This window comes from Comamonas sp. JUb58 (assembly GCF_004364775.1).
GTDB lineage: Bacteria > Pseudomonadota > Gammaproteobacteria > Burkholderiales > Burkholderiaceae_C > Comamonas.
Map to the genome: position 1 here is coordinate 31,944 of NZ_SOAL01000003.1, position 16,157 is coordinate 48,100.

At 61.5% G+C, this 16,157-nt stretch carries 16 protein-coding genes and 1 tRNA gene; 8 read left to right on the top strand and 9 right to left on the bottom strand.

The genetic code is table 11. The features are described from left to right. Positions 1–238: 238 nt before the first annotated feature. Positions 239–775, top strand: coding sequence for a DNA starvation/stationary phase protection protein (locus tag EDF71_RS03675; protein ID WP_133855289.1), 537 nt, complete (start codon positions 239–241; stop codon positions 773–775). 139 nt (positions 776–914) lie between these two features. On the opposite strand, the gene EDF71_RS24915 is transcribed toward EDF71_RS03675, so the two are convergent. Next, on the bottom strand, positions 915–1,061 hold the full coding sequence (locus tag EDF71_RS24915) for an IPTL-CTERM sorting domain-containing protein (protein ID WP_166656444.1): 147 nt from the start codon (positions 1,059–1,061) through the stop codon (positions 915–917). Positions 1,062–1,185: 124 nt separating this feature from the next. Next, positions 1,186–1,542, bottom strand: coding sequence for a hypothetical protein (locus tag EDF71_RS03685; RefSeq protein ID WP_133855291.1), 357 nt, complete (start codon positions 1,540–1,542; stop codon positions 1,186–1,188). A 214-nt stretch (positions 1,543–1,756) separates the two neighbouring features. Here EDF71_RS03685 and EDF71_RS03690 point away from each other — a divergent pair, with 214 nt between their 5' ends. After that, complete coding sequence (locus EDF71_RS03690; RefSeq protein ID WP_133855292.1) at positions 1,757–2,104, top strand: PRC-barrel domain-containing protein; 348 nt, start codon at positions 1,757–1,759, stop codon at positions 2,102–2,104. A 118-nt stretch (positions 2,105–2,222) separates the two neighbouring features. Here EDF71_RS03690 and EDF71_RS03695 read toward each other — a convergent pair whose 3' ends face one another. Beyond that, positions 2,223–3,317 carry an IPTL-CTERM sorting domain-containing protein gene (locus tag EDF71_RS03695; protein ID WP_133855293.1) on the bottom strand — a complete coding sequence of 365 codons (1,095 nt, stop codon included), beginning with the start codon at positions 3,315–3,317 and terminating at the stop codon, positions 2,223–2,225. A 762-nt stretch (positions 3,318–4,079) separates the two neighbouring features. Here EDF71_RS03695 and EDF71_RS03700 point away from each other — a divergent pair. After that, a complete protein-coding gene (locus EDF71_RS03700) occupies positions 4,080–4,439 on the top strand; it encodes a hypothetical protein (RefSeq protein WP_133855294.1) in 360 nt (119 codons plus the stop codon). A gap of 158 nt (positions 4,440–4,597) precedes the next feature. Here EDF71_RS03700 and EDF71_RS03705 read toward each other — a convergent pair whose 3' ends face one another. From EDF71_RS03705 to EDF71_RS03715, 3 genes are all read right to left on the bottom strand, one after another. Further along, a complete protein-coding gene (locus tag EDF71_RS03705; protein WP_133855295.1) occupies positions 4,598–5,962 on the bottom strand; it encodes a chloride channel protein in 1,365 nt (454 codons plus the stop codon). A 189-nt stretch (positions 5,963–6,151) separates the two neighbouring features. Beyond that, complete coding sequence (locus EDF71_RS03710) at positions 6,152–6,511, bottom strand: c-type cytochrome (RefSeq protein ID WP_133855296.1); 360 nt, start codon at positions 6,509–6,511, stop codon at positions 6,152–6,154. Between the two features lie 59 nt (positions 6,512–6,570). Further along, positions 6,571–7,374 carry a helix-turn-helix transcriptional regulator gene (locus EDF71_RS03715; RefSeq protein ID WP_133855297.1) on the bottom strand — a complete coding sequence of 268 codons (804 nt, stop codon included), beginning with the start codon at positions 7,372–7,374 and terminating at the stop codon, positions 6,571–6,573. A 105-nt stretch (positions 7,375–7,479) separates the two neighbouring features. Here EDF71_RS03715 and EDF71_RS03720 point away from each other — a divergent pair, with 105 nt between their 5' ends. From EDF71_RS03720 to EDF71_RS03730, 3 genes are all read left to right on the top strand, one after another. Next, positions 7,480–8,286, top strand: coding sequence for a sulfite exporter TauE/SafE family protein (locus EDF71_RS03720; protein WP_208300992.1), 807 nt, complete (start codon positions 7,480–7,482; stop codon positions 8,284–8,286). Between the two features lie 222 nt (positions 8,287–8,508). After that, on the top strand, positions 8,509–8,694 hold the full coding sequence (locus EDF71_RS03725) for a hypothetical protein (protein WP_133855299.1): 186 nt from the start codon (positions 8,509–8,511) through the stop codon (positions 8,692–8,694). Positions 8,695–8,808: 114 nt separating this feature from the next. Then, complete coding sequence (locus tag EDF71_RS03730; RefSeq protein WP_133855300.1) at positions 8,809–9,246, top strand: VOC family protein; 438 nt, start codon at positions 8,809–8,811, stop codon at positions 9,244–9,246. 256 nt (positions 9,247–9,502) lie between these two features. Here the strand turns inward: EDF71_RS03730 and EDF71_RS03735 are convergent, their stop codons facing one another. Continuing rightward, a complete protein-coding gene (locus EDF71_RS03735) occupies positions 9,503–9,835 on the bottom strand; it encodes a hypothetical protein (RefSeq protein WP_133855301.1) in 333 nt (110 codons plus the stop codon). Between the two features lie 189 nt (positions 9,836–10,024). Between EDF71_RS03735 and EDF71_RS03740 the strand changes: the two genes are divergently transcribed. Further along, on the top strand, positions 10,025–10,531 hold the full coding sequence (locus EDF71_RS03740) for a PEP-CTERM sorting domain-containing protein (RefSeq protein ID WP_133855302.1): 507 nt from the start codon (positions 10,025–10,027) through the stop codon (positions 10,529–10,531). Positions 10,532–10,652: 121 nt separating this feature from the next. On the opposite strand, the gene EDF71_RS03745 is transcribed toward EDF71_RS03740, so the two are convergent. Next, positions 10,653–10,727 (bottom strand) — tRNA-Arg (locus tag EDF71_RS03745). 170 nt (positions 10,728–10,897) lie between these two features. Between EDF71_RS03745 and EDF71_RS03750 the strand changes: the two genes are divergently transcribed. Continuing rightward, positions 10,898–11,632, top strand: coding sequence for an MOSC domain-containing protein (locus EDF71_RS03750; protein ID WP_133855303.1), 735 nt, complete (start codon positions 10,898–10,900; stop codon positions 11,630–11,632). Between the two features lie 117 nt (positions 11,633–11,749). On the opposite strand, the gene EDF71_RS03755 is transcribed toward EDF71_RS03750, so the two are convergent. Further along, positions 11,750–16,156 carry a translocation/assembly module TamB domain-containing protein gene (locus EDF71_RS03755; protein WP_133855304.1) on the bottom strand — a complete coding sequence of 1,469 codons (4,407 nt, stop codon included), beginning with the start codon at positions 16,154–16,156 and terminating at the stop codon, positions 11,750–11,752. Between the last annotated feature and the right edge of the window lies 1 nt (position 16,157).

Here is a 16,157-nt window from a genome sequence, read left to right on the forward strand (position 1 = left end):
GTGGCGGTTACTGATGTGCATCAACGGTCTGCGCTTTGACTGCACATCATCAACATTGGCTGACAGGGATTTGTTTGCAATATTTCTGCTTTGGTATGAAGCTAGACAGCCTCTGAATCGCAGAGTCTGTTAGAGCGGATGGACCGCTGCCATCTGGCTGCCATCTCGGCGCCGGATACTTGCCGGTTAAGCCGCTTTCGCTTCGTTTGTCTTCAACGCATTGTTTGAAAGGTACACCATGGCCAAATCTGACCGCAGCAGTAAAACGGATATCAAGGCACGCCGCAAGGCGCCGCTGGTAACGCCCAGTGATCTGAATGCCGACGCGACCAAGGACATCAGTGCCGCACTGAACGGCATCCTGGCCGATGTGTTTGCGCTCTACCTGAAGACCAAGAACTTCCACTGGCACATGAGCGGCCCGCATTTCCGTGACTACCACTTGCTGCTCGATGAACAGGCCGACCAGCTGTACGCGATGACCGACGCCATTGCCGAGCGCATCCGCAAGGTGGGCGGCACGACCTTGCGCTCGATTGGCCATATCGCGCGCCTGCAGCGCATCAGCGACAACGATGCCGACTATGTCGATCCGCTGGACATGCTGGCCGAGTTGCGTGAGGACAACCAGCAGCTCGCGGCTCGCCTGCGCGAGGCGCACAACGTGACCGATGAGCACCGCGACATTGCCTCGTCCTCCCTGCTGGAAAACTGGATCGACGAGACCGAACGCCGTACCTGGTTCCTGTTTGAATCCAGCCGCAACGCAGGCTGAGTACCGCGTTGCTTTGGTCTGGCGCGGGGCAGCTCGCTGAAGCTGCTTGCCGGATCAAAAAAGCCCAGCTGCTGCACGGCATGCTGGGCTTTTTGGATGGCCGGGATGGTGCCTGAGGGTGCCGCCCCGGCCTTTGTACTTAGCGTTGGCGGCGCTTGTGCAGCCAGGCCAGCGGGGCCAGCAGCAGGGACAGCAGTGCCAGGCTCCAGGGGGCCAGGGTGGGCACGGCGGTTGCGGTGCTAGGGGCTACAAATGCACGGCCAACTACTTGGCCTGATGCAATCATACGGCGCACTGGGTTGGCTACTAAGCAGCGAGCATCTTGGCAAAATGCGGAGAAGGCTTTGCTACGCAGAGCAACCGGAACCTCCGTGGGCACATCACTTGGATTGATCGCAATGAGGCCTCCCTTATCGGTCATCGCGCTTTGCAGGTCTAACAGAATGATCTGTTTGCCCGTCAAATCGCTGGTATCGGCTGGCACAAAAAATCATGACGTCTGCAGAAGCTTCAACAAAAGCGTCGCAGTTGGACCCATTGCAGGTGTTGCTGAAGCTGGCAGCAGGAATACCTTCCGTACCTGTTGCGGTCACGTTGATATGGCTGAACGTATTGTTTGAGTCATCAAACACATAGGAGCCGGTGGCGGTACCGCCATCGACAAACTTCACATCGGTCAGCGTCCATTGAACCAAGGCCGCATTGGCGGCCGAGGCTAAACCCATGGATGCCAAAGCCAACGCCGCTGCGCACAGCACTTTCTTCATTACCTGTCCTGAAATGTAGTTAATGAAAATAAATGTATCAGAAACTTGGCTTTCGCTCCAGCCTGTCGGCGGGGTTGATGGGACAGGTTCAGACGCTACCAGCCCAGCATGTCAGACGGTATGCCGACTTGCGTTATAGCGTGATAGCCATGCTCTCGGCATACCCAGATATTGATACAGTTTGGAATCACTTCTACACATTGATGGTGCGTACATGGACAACCAAGAGAAAGTAACGATTCACACCCCATTTTCCATTTCGCCACGAGGGGCGGAGGTGCTGGCCACAGGCTGGAGCGTGAAGAAGGAGTTCATGGGTGAACCGGTGCACGACACCAATGGCCAGGAAATTGGCATCGTCGATGATGTGATCGTCGGCAAGGAAGACAACCTGATCTTCGCCATCGTCGGTATCGGCGGCTTCATGGGTCTAGGAACTTACGACGTGGCCATCGAGTTCTCGCGTTTCAAGCTGGGCAAGTATGGCTTGCTGCTGCCCGGAGCCAGCAAGGAGACCCTGCAGGGATTGCCGCAGTTTGTGTATCCGAAGGCAACGGCCTGAAACCGCTTGCTTGTGTGCGCCGTTTTCAGCGTTTGCTGGCGACGACGCCACGCATCAGCGCGCGACAGCAAACCACAGCCATGAAAAAACCGCCCGAAGGCGGTTGCTATGGCTGGCATCAACCTTGGCGTTGGCGCCGTATCCCCAGCAGTGCCAGCAGCGATGCCAAGCCGATCAGCGCCCAGCTTCCCAAACCGGGTACTGGCGTGGGCGCTTGTTGCACCACACGGGTGGTCACAGGCCCCACAGGGCTGGTGCACACCTCCAGCCCCGGTGTTGCACCGGTCTGCGCAGCAGGTGTGACGCAGAAGAAAACGTTTTGGTTCAGGTCTCCGGGCTGCAGGGTATAGGTGGGCGTCTGGCCTGCGCCACCGGTCGTTCCACTGGCCACAACCGTGCCCTCGCTGGCGCTGCCAATGCTCGGATTGGGGCTGGTGACGAACTGGTAGGTGGTGCCGACAGGGTTTTCGATATCGCCGTTGTTGTCGGCGTAGGTGTAGCTGCCGGTCACCGTGGAGCCGACTTGTGGCGTGCCGGTGATGCTGGGCTCGGCAACGGGTACGGTGTTGGGCGGGGCGCGCTCGATCAGGGCCGCCATGTTCTGGTAGTCCGGATCCAGGTTGCGGAAGAGGTCGATGGTGTAGGTGGTGGAACGGTACGAGCTGCGCAGGCCAGGCAGGCTCGCCTTCATCGCGTTGTACAAGCTGGTGTAGGCACTGACAAAGGCTGCCTGGTCCGTTCCTCCGTATTCGGTGACGTCTTCCGCGCTTGGCCGGGATGCGCCTGCAGCGACATCGATGCTGGCCGCTGTACCGTTGTAGTCGTTACCAATCTCCCACAGCGCGTATTGCAGGGCACGGCGCTGCTCAATGCTGCCGTTCTTGTAGTAGCTCACGTAGTACTGGTCCAGCACCCAGTTGATCGCCGCTTCGCCGGCAGCGCCCGCTGAACCCTTGATCGCACTGGCGCCCGCAGCCGTGTCAAATTGGGAAGTGATGTCAAACGGAGGACGGGCTCCGTGGTCGATGCAAAACATCAGAACTGGCAGGTCACTGTAAGCCGCTCCGCCGGCGTCATAGGTCAGGTCGGTGGAGCGGAAGGAATAGACGCCATCACCGGAATAGTTGGTGGTGCCGGTGATCAAGGCAGCGTTGGACAAGCCGGGCAGCGCCATCGCAAGCGCTGCGGCAAGGGTCAGCATTTGTTTTCGCATGATTGAATTCCATTCCCTGTATGCGGCGAAGATTCACCTGGATTGAGAAAATGCCCAACATTGATTATTTTCCGTGCTGGGTATTCGAACTGTCTATATATTGAGGCTGCGATAATCTTTGGGAGTTAATGCCTTATGGACTGCCAGCTGATCTGGGTTTAAATATAAAAATATCTCCCTTTGACTGCTGGCGAACTATCAGACGATTGACTCTGAAGACCTGCGATGACGCAACAAAAAATTACAGTTGAAAATGTACAATGCGATGCCCAGCATGTATCTTTGGTTTTTTGCAAAAGTATTTGATATTATTATTTTTGCAAAGGTAAATGCAAAAATAGAGAAGAAAATTCAGATTGTTCACAATCCGTTTATGTCGCTGCAGGGTACTCGAATAAACCAAAACAATTAATAATGGTTCTTCAATAATTGCTGCTGTCTCTAACGAGCCTCTGGAATGGTCAAATGCACTTTGAGACGATCCAGCCCAAGCCATCGGGCGCGTGTTTTGCAGAGCCTCGCTCGGCCGCATGCGCCCGATCTGCGGGCCCGTCATTGGTGTGATCCAACACCGCCTCCCAGGCATGGCGAGAGCGCGCTGGTGTAGGCTCGGTAGCTGGATCGCCAGCGCAGAGATGGTGCTGCACTTGGCAACGGTTTGAGGCAGTTCGCTCAAGCGCGCCCTAGCACCGGCACCCAGGGTTGCGCGGTTCTCGTCGCCGCGCCCTGCATGGCAGCAATGACAAAGGATGAGAAGCAAGAATGGCCAAGAAGACCGCTGAGCAAAAAGCCGCTGAGGCAAAGCGCTATATCGCTGCCTCTGCTGCCGCAAATACCGCCGAGTTGGAGCCTTTTTTGAAGGACCCCAACCAGGCCATCCGGGCTGCTGCAGCGATGAACCCGGATGCCGATGCAGCCATCCTGGATCGCTTTGCGGACGACCGCTTCTGGGGCGTGCGCATGGAGGTGGTGCGCCATGCCAATGTCAGCCCGTCCACGCTGTTGCGGCTGTTGGAGGGCGATGTGCGCAAGCGCGGTGTGGTGCACCATGCTGCGCGTGCCAAGCTGGAGGCGCGCGGCGTGGTGTTTGCGGCGGATGGCATGCCTTCCAATCCGGTGTAATGGAGGATTGCTGAAGTGGCTAGGGCCAAGAAATCGGGTGCGTCTATGCAGGCGCTCTGGTTAGCTTGCAGATGGACCTAGACATGTTTGGCAGCGCCCTGCCACCTTCATCGCTTTGGTGTCGAAAGCGCATCACCAGGGTGTGGTTCAAGGGGTGATCAGGAGCCCGCGGCGGGCTTTTGCGCTGCCTCTTCCGCCTTTGGAGCCGGCATGCTTTGCACCTGGCTAAGCATGTAGTTGGCCAGGGTTTCGTACAGCGGCCTGGCAATCATGCGCGAGACCAGGCTAGCCAGCATCGCGGCCGCCATCAGGCTCAGCACCATGGAGTGCCCGTCCACCATCTCCATCACGATGATGAAGGCCGTGAGCGGGGCCTGCGTGACAGCGGCCAGGAAGGCCGCCATGCCCATCGCAATCAAGGCAGGCGCGATATCGCTGCCCATCATCAGCGACACATTGTGGCCAACGCCTGCGCCGATGGACAGCGACGGCGCAAAGATTCCGCCAGGCACACCCACCCAGGCAGACAGCCAGGTGGCGATGAATTTGAGCGTCACATACAGCGCGGGCAACTCGGCCTCGCCCGCCAGCATGTGCTTGACTTCTTCCGAGCCCGCACCAAAGGTGGCACCACTCGTGGCCAGGCCGATGACGGCAATCACCAAGCCACCGGCAGCCGCAAAGCGGATGGGGTGTTTGGCGCGAAGGCGGTTGAGGCGCTCGGGCGCGCCGGTGAGGGATGCTGCCATGAGCTTGGCGAACAGGCCGCCCAACACGCCGCAGCTCAAGGCCACGCAGATGCCGGGCAGCAGTGCATGCCAGCTGAGACTGGGTACCTGGATGCGCCCGAAGTAGTTCAGGTTGCCAAAGGCAGATACCCCCATCAGACCGGCCAGCACAATCGCGGCAATGATCAGGCCGCTAGCGCGCGACTCCAGCTTGCGTGACAGTTCCTCAATGGCAAACACAATCCCCGCCAGCGGCGCATTGAAGGCCGCCGCAATGCCTGCTGCGCCGCCTGCCACCAAGAGCGCATGGCTGGTGATGCCCGAGCGCGGACCAAACCAGCGCTTGGCATGGTGCATGACGCCAGCAGCAACCTGCACCGAGGGCCCCTCGCGGCCAATGGACAGCCCGGCGAGAAAGCCGAAGCCGGCCAGGGTAATCTTGGAGGCGGACAACCACAGCGATACGAAGCGGCTGCGCTGCTGGTCGTTGAGTGCCGTCTCCTGCGCGGCCATGACCTGGGGAATGCCGGAGCCCGCAGCGCCCGGTGCCCAACGGCGTGTCGCCCAGACAATGGCTGCCGTCAGACAGGGCGTCCACAGCAGCACCGCCCAGCCACCTTGCCAGTGGTAGATGTGCATGAACCAGTCAAAGGCCTTCTCGGCCACCATCGTGAAGCCCACCACACACAGCCCTGCGGCTGCTGCGTAGGCCAGCACAATGCAACGCTCCACCCAGCGCCAACCGTCCCCGAACTCTTGCCTGAGGTTCTGTACAAAATCGGGTTCTTGCTGCATTGCGCCCTTAAGGAGTGAGGGGCCAGTCTAGTCAATTAGCGGTTTCAACGCCTGGCTCAGGGTCGAACCCGTGACCATCGCGCTCAGGTTTTTTGGGGGAGATGAGTCGGATGTTGCACCTGGGGCCGGGGCATAAAGCCGGACGCCAGCGCATAGCGGGCGCAGCGCTTGTTAGCGGCTTTTCGCGATCTAGGCAGTCATGTACTTGTTCAAATCACGCAAATCCTTTATCTGCCATGCAAAGGCGGGCAGCTTGACGCCGTTCTCGCGCAAGGTTTTGGGAATCAAGTCGCCGTTGGGCCGCAGCACCACCGATGAGACGATGACACCTGGGTAATCGTGCAGGCGCTTCTTGAACGCTGCCGTGGTGAGGTCGGGTGTGGGCGGGTTGCTTTTATGGGCCAGCGGGCCCGTGCCCCTGATATCAGCGCCATGGCACATGGCGCAGCGCTGCACAAAGATGTTTTTGCCATTGCTGTTTTCTGCCTGTGACGAAGTAGCGTGTGCCAGCAGCAGAAGACCGAGCGAGACGACGACGGATTTCTTCATCGGTTGTTATGGAATTGTTCGTTCGCGGTATTTTGTCGCAGTGCGCAGGCTCTCCGCTGTCACTTGCAGATACTGGCTGGATTTTCTTTGTGCGATGACGCTGCCGGTAGAAAGCCACTGGGCACCTGGCCCAAGCGCTTGCGAAACATCGTCGAAAAGGCGCTGGGGCTGTCATAGCCCAGGTCCAGCGCCACCTGCGTGACCGACTGCCCGCCGGCCAACCTGGGCAGCGCCGCGAGCAAGCAGGCCTGCTGGCGCCAGGCACCAAAGCTCATGCCGGTTTGCTGCCTGAAAAACCGGTTGAAGCTGCGCAGGCTTTTGTGCAGTTGCTCGGCCCACTCTTCCGGGGCGTCCTGAATTTGAGGTGCCTTCAAGAAGGCCTTGCACAGCCCAGCCAGCACCGTATCTTGTGGGAGGGGTGCGAACAAGGGCATGGTTTGGGCCAGGCGCACTTCATGCAGCAGCAGCTGTGCCAGCGCGCCGTCGCGGCCTTGTTCGTCGTAGAGCGCGGGCAGCGCAATCGATGCCAGCAGTAACTGGTGCAGCAGCGGGCTGACCACCAGCGCCTCGCAGTGCTCGCCCTCGCGCGGCGCGGCAGCGGGTTCGATATACAGGCTGCGCGTGCTGACGCCTTGCATGAGCACCTTGTGCTGTTTGCCTGCCGGAATCCAGACCCCGCTGAACGGCGGAATCACCCAGGCGCCGTCATCCGTCTCCACCTCCATCAAACCACTCATGCCGTACAGCACCTGCGCACGGCGGTGGGTGTGGGAGTCCAGCAAGGTGCCAGGGCTGTAGTCGGTGCTGATGGCCAGCAGAGGGCGGTGCACGGCGTCCACCGTATCGAGGGCAATATTGTGCATGCCTGCATCTTGGCCTAAATGCGAGGATGTTTGGCTATTTGTTGAATGTCAGCCGCCGCATTTTTTTCTATCGTGGCGCTTTGCCATTTTGGATATCTGCTTCTTATGTATTTGCTGCTGCTGTGTTTTGGTGTTCTTGCCGGTGTGACCACCGTGCTGTTTGGTTTTGGGGGCGGCTTTGTGGTCGTGCCGCTGCTGTACTCGGTGCTGGTCGAGGTCTATGGTGCCGGCAGTGAGATGGGGCGCGCCGCGATGCATATCGCAGTCGCTACTTCCACCTGCGTCATGATTTTTGGCGCGGGCATGGCCAGCTGGCGGCACCACAAGGCCGGAACCTTGCCCTGGCGCCAGGTGCGGCCACTGCTGGGCTATGTCGCGTTGGGGGCGATACCCGGTGCCATCGCGGCGCTGCTGCTGAGCGGCAGCTGGATCCGCTGGGCCTTTATCGTCTACCTGGGATTGACGATTCTGGACAGCCTGTTGCGCTCGGGCTTCACCCGCAGCCATCGCAGCGAGATGCACCCCATGGCCAAACCCGCTGCCGCTGCGGCCGGTCTGTCGATCGGTGCGATTGCCGCCTTTCTGGGCGTGGGCGGCAGTGTGATGACGGTGCCGCTGATGCGCCGGCGCGGCGCCAGCATGACGGCGGCCACGGCAGCAGCCAACCCGCTGTCGCTGCCCATGGCCGTCGTAGGCACCACCACCCATGCAGTGATGGCTTGGAACACCGCCTCTTTGGGCGCCTGGCATATTGGCTTTATCGATCTGCGGGCCTGCGCGGTGTTGGTGCTGGGCTCCTGGATCGGAATCCGCACAACATCGCGATGGATTGGTAAGATCCCGGACGGCATCCATGCCAAGGTCTATATCGCGTTGCTGTGTGCCGTGTTGTTGGCGATGCTGCTTGGCTAACGGGGTGGGGGGCCGTTCGCGTCCATGCGAGTGCCCGCGCACGTGGGTGTTTCAATCCTCAGGAGGTCGCAAGTGCTTAAAGAACTTTCAGCGGTGTTGGTGGCTACGCTTGTCTTGGCAGGATGTGGATCCGCTCCATCGCAAAGCCGGACCGAGATGGACCAGGGGCGTTGCGCAGGCTACGGTTACCAGCCCGGAACCGATGCTTTCGCCAAGTGCATGATGACCATCGATGTCGCGCGCGAAAAGCGCGATGCCCGGGACCATCCGAGCGATGCGCGCATGAAGGCACTGAGCATCGAGCGCAATGGCGACACGCGCTTTCCCGTTTGCTCTGCGGCCGATATGGACAACAACCTGGACACCGTCAACAACGCCTGGTATGGGCCGAACTGCCGGCAGCGCTAGGACTTCGATGACCGCCAAGTCTGTGGGCTGGGTGGCCGGTTTGAACCATACTGAGATTTCGCCTGTGCATGGCGCTGCTGTGCACGGCGAGCCTCGGCCTGAACAGGATTCCTGATGGAGTTTTCTGCACTGGTGCCCGAGTTGGTGGTGACGGACATCAAGGCCAGTCTTCAGTTTTGGTGCGGTGTGATTGGGTTTTCTGTGTGGTACGACCGCCCGGAAGAGCAGTTTGCTTACCTCACGCTGGGCAAGGCGCAAATCATGCTGGAGCAGCATGGCCCCGGCGATCGCAGCTTTGTGAATGGAGAGCTGGTCCCGCCTTTTGGTCGCGGCATCAATTTCCAGTTGGAGGTACCGTCGGTGGACGAAATCGCGGACCGCTGTGCCCGGCAGGGCATTGCGCTTTTCTGGCCGATGGAGGAGCGCTGGTACCGGCAGGGGGGTCATGAGGTGGGGCAGCGACAAATGATCGTGGCGGATCCTGATGGCTATCTGGTTCGCTGCATGCAGTCGCTGGGTACGCGTTCCACGGGCCAGCCGCTGCATTCATAGCCTTGCTGCGGAGATGCGGGCTCTTGGCCCCCAAGGGGGCTCAGCTGAACTGGTCGCTGTAGTAGCGCGTAGCGCAGCAATGGCAAGCAAACAGAGACACTTCTCGGAGTGATTCGGGCGCCCCTTGGGTGGCAAAATTTCTCGGCGTTCTTCCCAGGCCCTTTTCCCAATATTGCTGCGAGTGCTGCGTGGCCAGCAGCTGCTGAAAATCGACGGGTGAGCCTGTGAATTCACACCAGCTGTCACAGCAAAACGGTCAGTCAAAGCAGCCTTGCAGAAAAAGCGGAATGCCGGGCAGCTGGTTGAACGCTTGCCAAGCGCGGGCGGGGTCTGTGGCCAGGCGTTGAACGGTCTGCTCCACATCGTGTCGGTTCGATCGAACCACATTGCCGCCCTGGATGCAGTCGGCGCACAAATAGAAAACTTCGGGTTCCGCTTGCGCCAGTTCCACGTTTGCCGCGAGCTGCGGATCCACCACGGTTCCGCGATAGCCATAGACCGGCAGCTCGGGCCGCTCACAGTGCTGGCAGAGCTCATTCGCTACGCTGCACAGGGCAGTGTCTACAACATATTTGAATACGGTTCCCATGGCATGCCTTCCTCATTCGGCCCGTAGTATCTGCGATCTATGACGCGCGCCTCGGTGGGCTCAGTGCTAAGCCCAAAAATCCGAAAGGTGTTGCGTGCGTGCCGAATTATCGGAGCAAGTACAAACTTCATTGATTGTTAAAAATTGTCGCCATAGAATCGCGTGCAGCCGTTATCGAGAAAAACTTGTATGCGCCAACCTCTGCTTGCCCTGGCCTCCTTTGCAGTGCTCGCTGCTTCTGCCTCCGCACAAACCTATGTGGGAAGCTACAGAGTCCAGGACGGGGCGGCTTGGGATACCAATCCCCAGGTCTATTCAGCACAGGAGGCCGCGGCCTTACTCTTCGGCGGCGCTCCAACCGACTACGCGATCTCCATCAATCCCAGCATCAGCAATCCCTCAACGATCACGCACACCGGCTACTACTCGCCCTGGGGACTGGAATGTGGCGTCTTTCCTGAAGGCGGCAAAGTGGACCAAGGTGCATCTGGCTATGACGACCCAGGCGGCATCAATACAGCCCGTTCAGCGTATGTGGATGACAACTGCTTCGAGGACCAGACCAACTATGTTTGGCGTGTCCAGGCGACGCCGCTGAAGGCCACCCCTGTGCCAGGGCTGGGTTTATTGGGGCTGCTGTCGTTGAGCGCCGTACTGGGGGGTGTTGGTTTTGGCCTTAAGCACCGGTCAGGGTGATGACAGCCTAGCGCCGGAGGCGGGTTGCAAAGCAAACGGCGCATGCAAGACCCGCTATGACTCAGTCTTGTCCCACTTGTATCTTGGCGCAGCATAGATGCATGATTTCATTGCAAAACCATGGTCCCCCCGACAGGAATCGAACCTGTATCTAGCGCTTAGGAGGCACTCGTTCTATCCATTGAACTACGGAGAGGGACAGCAGCCTATTGTAGAGGACTTGCCGAGCCTCGCAGCCAATCTGGCAGGGGTCTGCATCCGATGTGCTGGTCAGGAGGCGGGATGCCCCTCTGCGCAGCTGGCTGACTGGAATGTAAGAAGTTGCGACACCAGGCAAACTCCTGCTGAGGCGCAAAATTTCTCAGCATGTCTCCTGCCCATCCCACCTCACTCCCCACGTTCGCAGCACTGAACGACCGCTGGCAACCCATCGGTTCCCTGCAGGCCCTTTACGTCAGAGCCGGCAAGGAGCCCGCGCCTCGATCGGTGGCAGAGGTGGAGGCCATCAGCGGCTGTGGCTTGGCAGGGGATTGCCATGCTGCTCCCCTATCTCCTCGTCAATTGCTGATCGCCGGCACCGATGCCTATCAACGCTGGGGATTGGCGGAAGGAGCACTCCGAGAGAATCTGCGGGTGGATTTCTCGACCAGCGGGCTTAGCTCCGGTGATCTGCTGCGGATTGGCAGCGATGTAGTGCTTTGGATCACCTTTCTCTGTGAACCCTGCCGGTTGCTGGAGCGCAGGTCCCCGGGGATTGTTGCCAAGATCGGCCGAGACCGAGGCATGCTCGCCCGCGTGCTGCGAGGCGGCACCGTGCGCAGCGGTGATGAAGTGGCGATATGCCCTGCGATGGCGCCGGCGTTCAGCGACCAGTGGCAGACACGGGTCCAACAGGTGGCCTGCGCGGTGCCGGAGGGTGCCTGGATCAGCTTCCGGCAGTTGGCGGAAATGGCTGGGGTGCAAACGGCGTATTGCAGAGCATTCCCCAAGGTGCTGGCGCAGTTGCCAGCAAGTGTGGCCGCAAGGGTGCGGAGCCAGCGCAGTGCGGCGAGTGAGGCGCCGTGGTCTGGTGATGGCTTCTTTGGTGTAGGCATGGATTGATGCCTACTTGCCTGAGAAGCGGCGACTTCATCGTTGGCAACCCCACTGACAAACAAGCCCCACCGTTGTGTAACGGCGGGGCTTGTCTTTGTGCACTGCAAGCAGTCTGGGGCTCAATCAGTCATACCGCAAGGTGTAGATCAGATCCAGCGCGCTGGTAGTACCGGCCGAGCCGCGCAGCTGCAGGTTGCGGGTGAAGTCGTAGAAGATGTAGAGGGCACCCAAGGTGCCGGCCAGACCGGCCTCATAGGTGACATACAGGTCTTGCGACAGGCGCTTGCCGACGGACAGGCTGGCGGAATCGCGGTCGGTGCCGCCAAAGCCGATCTCGTCCAGGCCCAGGCTCTTGGCGATATTGCCGGTGATGCTCTCACCCGAGCCACCGCTGAGCAGGGCCAGCGCCGCTTGCTGCATCAGTGCGCTGCTGGCGCCGCCACTGGCAGGGTCGCGGCCCATCACTACCCAGGAGATCTTCTCCGCATCGGGCATCTCGGGATTCGAGTACAAGCTCACGCGTGGCGCTTGTGCCGAGCCGCTGACCTGCACACCGGCCTTCACCGAGATATTGGGGCGCAGCGCCAGAATATCGAGCGAAGGGTTGTTGTAGGGGCCGTTGAAGCGGATCAGGCCGGTCTCCACATTCAGCACCTGGCCCCAGGCGCGGTAGCGGCCTTCTTCGGTGCTGATGACGCCGGTGATGCGCGGCATGCCGATGCCGGCGCCGCCACTGCTTTGCACATTGAGCGTGCCAGTCAAACGGGTGGTGATGCCATAGCCTTGCAGCGCAAAGTCGTGGCCCATGTCGAGCTTGACGTTCAGGATCAGCGGCTTGGCCGTTGTCACCTGGCCCGCAGGGGCATCGAGCTTGGCCTGGGCAGCCTTGGCTGCCTCTTCCTTGGCCTTCTCGGCAGCAGCGGCGCGGCTGGCCTTGGTGCTGACCACCACATCGCTGCCCAGCTTAGGCGAGGACTCATCGGCCAGCATGATGCTGGCGCGGTCCACGGTCAGGTCGCCGGTGATGCTCATCTGGCCTTGCTGCAGCTGGCTGCGCACCTGGCCGGAGATGCTCACCTGGCGGTCGGCACGCACCAGCACCTGCAGCGCCTTGGCCTGGGTGCGGATGTCCATGCGGATATCCGGTGCGGCGCCGTTTTGCGGCATGGTCCAGCTGATGGTGCCAGTGGCATCCAGGGTACCGCCACTGCTGGGCGCGGCCGTCAGGTTGCCGCTGTAGCCAGCAATGCGGGCGCGGCTGCCTTCGCCGCCATCAAAGTGCAGGCTTTGCAGCTCCAGCGTATTGCCGTTGAGCTGCGAGCGCAGGCTGCCGTTGCGCAGGTCCACGCCATCCAGCTGCGACTGGATATGCATCTTGTCTGCGGTGATGGAGCCGCTCCAGCGCGGGTCTTGCAGATTGCCTGCCAGCTGCACATTGGCCGCCAAGCTGCCGGCCACGCGCCAGCCCGGTGGCGCAAAGCTGGCCCAGATGCCCAGGTCGGGCATTTGTGCCTGCACGCTGCCGCTGAGTGGCGCATCGGGGGCCACGGTCGCGCCCAGGTAGTTCTTGCCTTCGTACTGCAGCGCGGTTTGCACATCAGCGGTAAGTTGGCCGGCGTTGACCGAATCCCACTGCAGGCGGCTGCGCACCTGGCGGTCTTGCACGGTCAGCTCGACCTTGGCGGTGCGGATGCGTGCGATAACGGTCTGGCCTTCGGCCGAGAAGGCCTTGGAAACCGAGCCTTCCTTGCCGCTGGAGTGGAAGGTCACGTTCTTCGGCGCGCTGCCCTGGGTGTGCAGCTGCAGATCGCCACTGGCGCGCTCGATCTCTACCTTGGCGTTGAGGCCGTTTTGCGTGTTGACATCCCAGCGACCCTGGACCACGAGGTCCGAATCGAGCGGGCTGTGCTTTTGTGCCTGGCTGGGGTCGGGCTTTTGGAAGGCGCGTATCCAGCGCACAGGCAGGCCTTGTAGGCTGCCGGTGCTTTGCAGCTGCACGGCCTTGTCCGCCCCCTGGCTGAACTGCAAGGGGTTCCATTGCAGGGTGACGGTGCCGGGCTGCGGGCCAGTCAGCTGCAACTGGCTGGCACCGGTGCTGGCGCGCAGCGGCTGGTTGCCGGCGGGCAGCTGCAGTTTGAAGTCCAGCGGCTGCTGCAGTTGCAGCTGCCAGGGCTCCTTATTGGGCGGCAGCGTGGCGCGGGCCTGCAGCTTGCTCAGCGCGCCACTCCACTGCTTGGCCGCAGTGCTGTTGGCGGCCAGGCTGATTTGGGCGGCCATTTGCTGCTCGCCATGCTGGGCTTGGGTGCGCAGATCCAGCTGCACTTTCTTGAGGTTGCCGACCAGGGCCAGCTCGGTATCGCGCAGCTGCCACAGGTCAGCGGCTTCGGCGCTGGGGCGTACGCTGAACTGTGGGGTGCTGATGTTGGCATCGAGTGCAAAGGGCTGGCCACCGGAGGGAAGGCCATCCGGCAACCGGGCCAGCAGGCCGGCCTGCTGCAGCTGGCGCAGCGCATCGCCATAGCCACCGCTAAAGCGCAGCTTGGCATCCAGGCTGCCCTGGGCCAGCATGCCTTCGGGCAGCGCCTGGGCCATGCCCGGCACCTTGCGCAGCCACTGCAGCAGTTGCTCGGCACTGCTCAGGCGCAGGGCGATATTGCCCTGGCCTTGCTGGGGTGCGGCCTGGGCCTTGGCATCCAGATTGGCACCGGGCGCTTGCACGGACAGCTCGCCCGCGCCACTGCGCTGCTTGATATTGGCGGTCAGCTGCTTGGCGTTGATATGCGCACCCAGCGCATCAATTTGCGCACTTTGCAGCTGCAGCTCTGGCGCCTTCCACTGGCCCTTGGCGACCACGCGGTCGATCGGCAGGGTGGTGCTGGCTGCCGTAGCCTTGGCGGGCGTGCGGCGGTCGGAGGTGATGTTGGCATCAAAAACAATGGCCTCGTTCTGCGACTGGGCCGACAAGCTGCCGGACAGCGGTGCACTGTCGATGCGGGTATCGACCAGCGCCGGATTGATGGCGCGCAGTGCTGCCTGGATGCCGGCATGGTGGTCGGCCAGGCGGTAGTGGCCCTGGGCCGTCAGGCTGCCGCTGCCCAGTTGCACCTGGCTGCCGTCGAGCACATCCACACGCTGGCCGTCAAACAGCGCATGGGTCTGCACGGCGCTTACCGGCAGGAGCTGGTGGTTGATGGGGCCGGGCAGGGCGTTGCTGATATCGACCTGGATATCCAGCGGTACCGGCAGCAGCGCTGGAGGCGTGGCGGGGGCGGCGTCCTGGGCATCGGCGGTGGTGGCTGCATCGGCCTTGTTGGCCGTGGGGTCCACCGGCACATCCACCAGCGCTGGCGCGGGATGGGCGGTATGGGTGCTGCTGACCAGCTCGGGCGCAGCCTCGCTCACCGCCAATTGGCCATTGAGCAAGGTGGTCGGCAGGCTGGGCAAAAAGGCGCCCAGGTTGACGCTTTGCAACTGGGCCTGTGCGGGGCCGAGCGGCCAAGGGCGCCAGGGGTAGACGGTGGCATCCACATTGGCCTGCATGGGCGCGGCGCCGGCCAGCGCTTGGGCGGAGCGGGCCGCCTGGGCCTTGGCGGCTTTCTCTTGGGCCGAAGGCGCCTTGGCCGCAGTCTTTTTGTTGCCGGTGGATGGTGCGGGCGTGGTGTCCGCCGGCTTGGCGGCCGCTGCAGGCAGCTGGGGGTTGACCTGGGCCTGCACGCGCAAGGCGGCGTCCAGGCCCGACAGGGTGCCTGTGACCTGCACTCCGGCATCGGCCAGGATGGCGGGCAGGGTGTCGGTGGCGGGCTGGTCGAGCTGGGCTTTCAGATCGGCGTTGATCTGCATGGGGGCCAGCGCATCCACATCGGCCTTCAGCTGCAGGTTGCTGTTGAAGGCTTGGACCTTGTCGATCTGCAGCTGGTGCTTGTCAGCGGCATAGAGGTAGTGGCCCTGAAACTGCGTGACGGTGATGGGTTGCGGCGCGGCCCAGATGATTTCGTCCACGGTAAAAGGCACCTCCAGCACGCGCAGGGGCAGCGGTAACTGCTCCAAAGGCTTGCTAGGTTCCTTGGGCTTGTCGATGCCCGATGGCGTGATGGTGAGCTTGGCGATATGGATGGGCGCCAGGCGCAACTCGCGGTCCAGAATCTTGTCCAGGCTCCAGCCGATGGTGGCCTGGTCGACTTGGACGCTGATCGACGGATTGCTCCACTGCAGCTGGCCAATGCTGCCGCCGCCGCGCAGGCTGCCCTGCACATCTTGGGCTTGCAGTTGCATGTCGGCCGGCAAAAAGCGCTGGGCCAGGGTGATCGTGCGGGCGAGCGAATCGTTCTGCCCGGTCCACCACCAGGCGCCGCCCAGCAGGGCGGCCAGCAGCACGACAAGGACGATCAGCAGCCACAGCAGATAGCGCGCGGCACGGCGCAGACCGCTGCGCTTTTTGGGAGAGGATGGGCCAGAGGAGGGGCCGCTGGGCGGCGCCGCCGTTGGCGCTGCGGCGCTGGCCGGGGGTGCAATAGCGTGTGTATCTGCCATG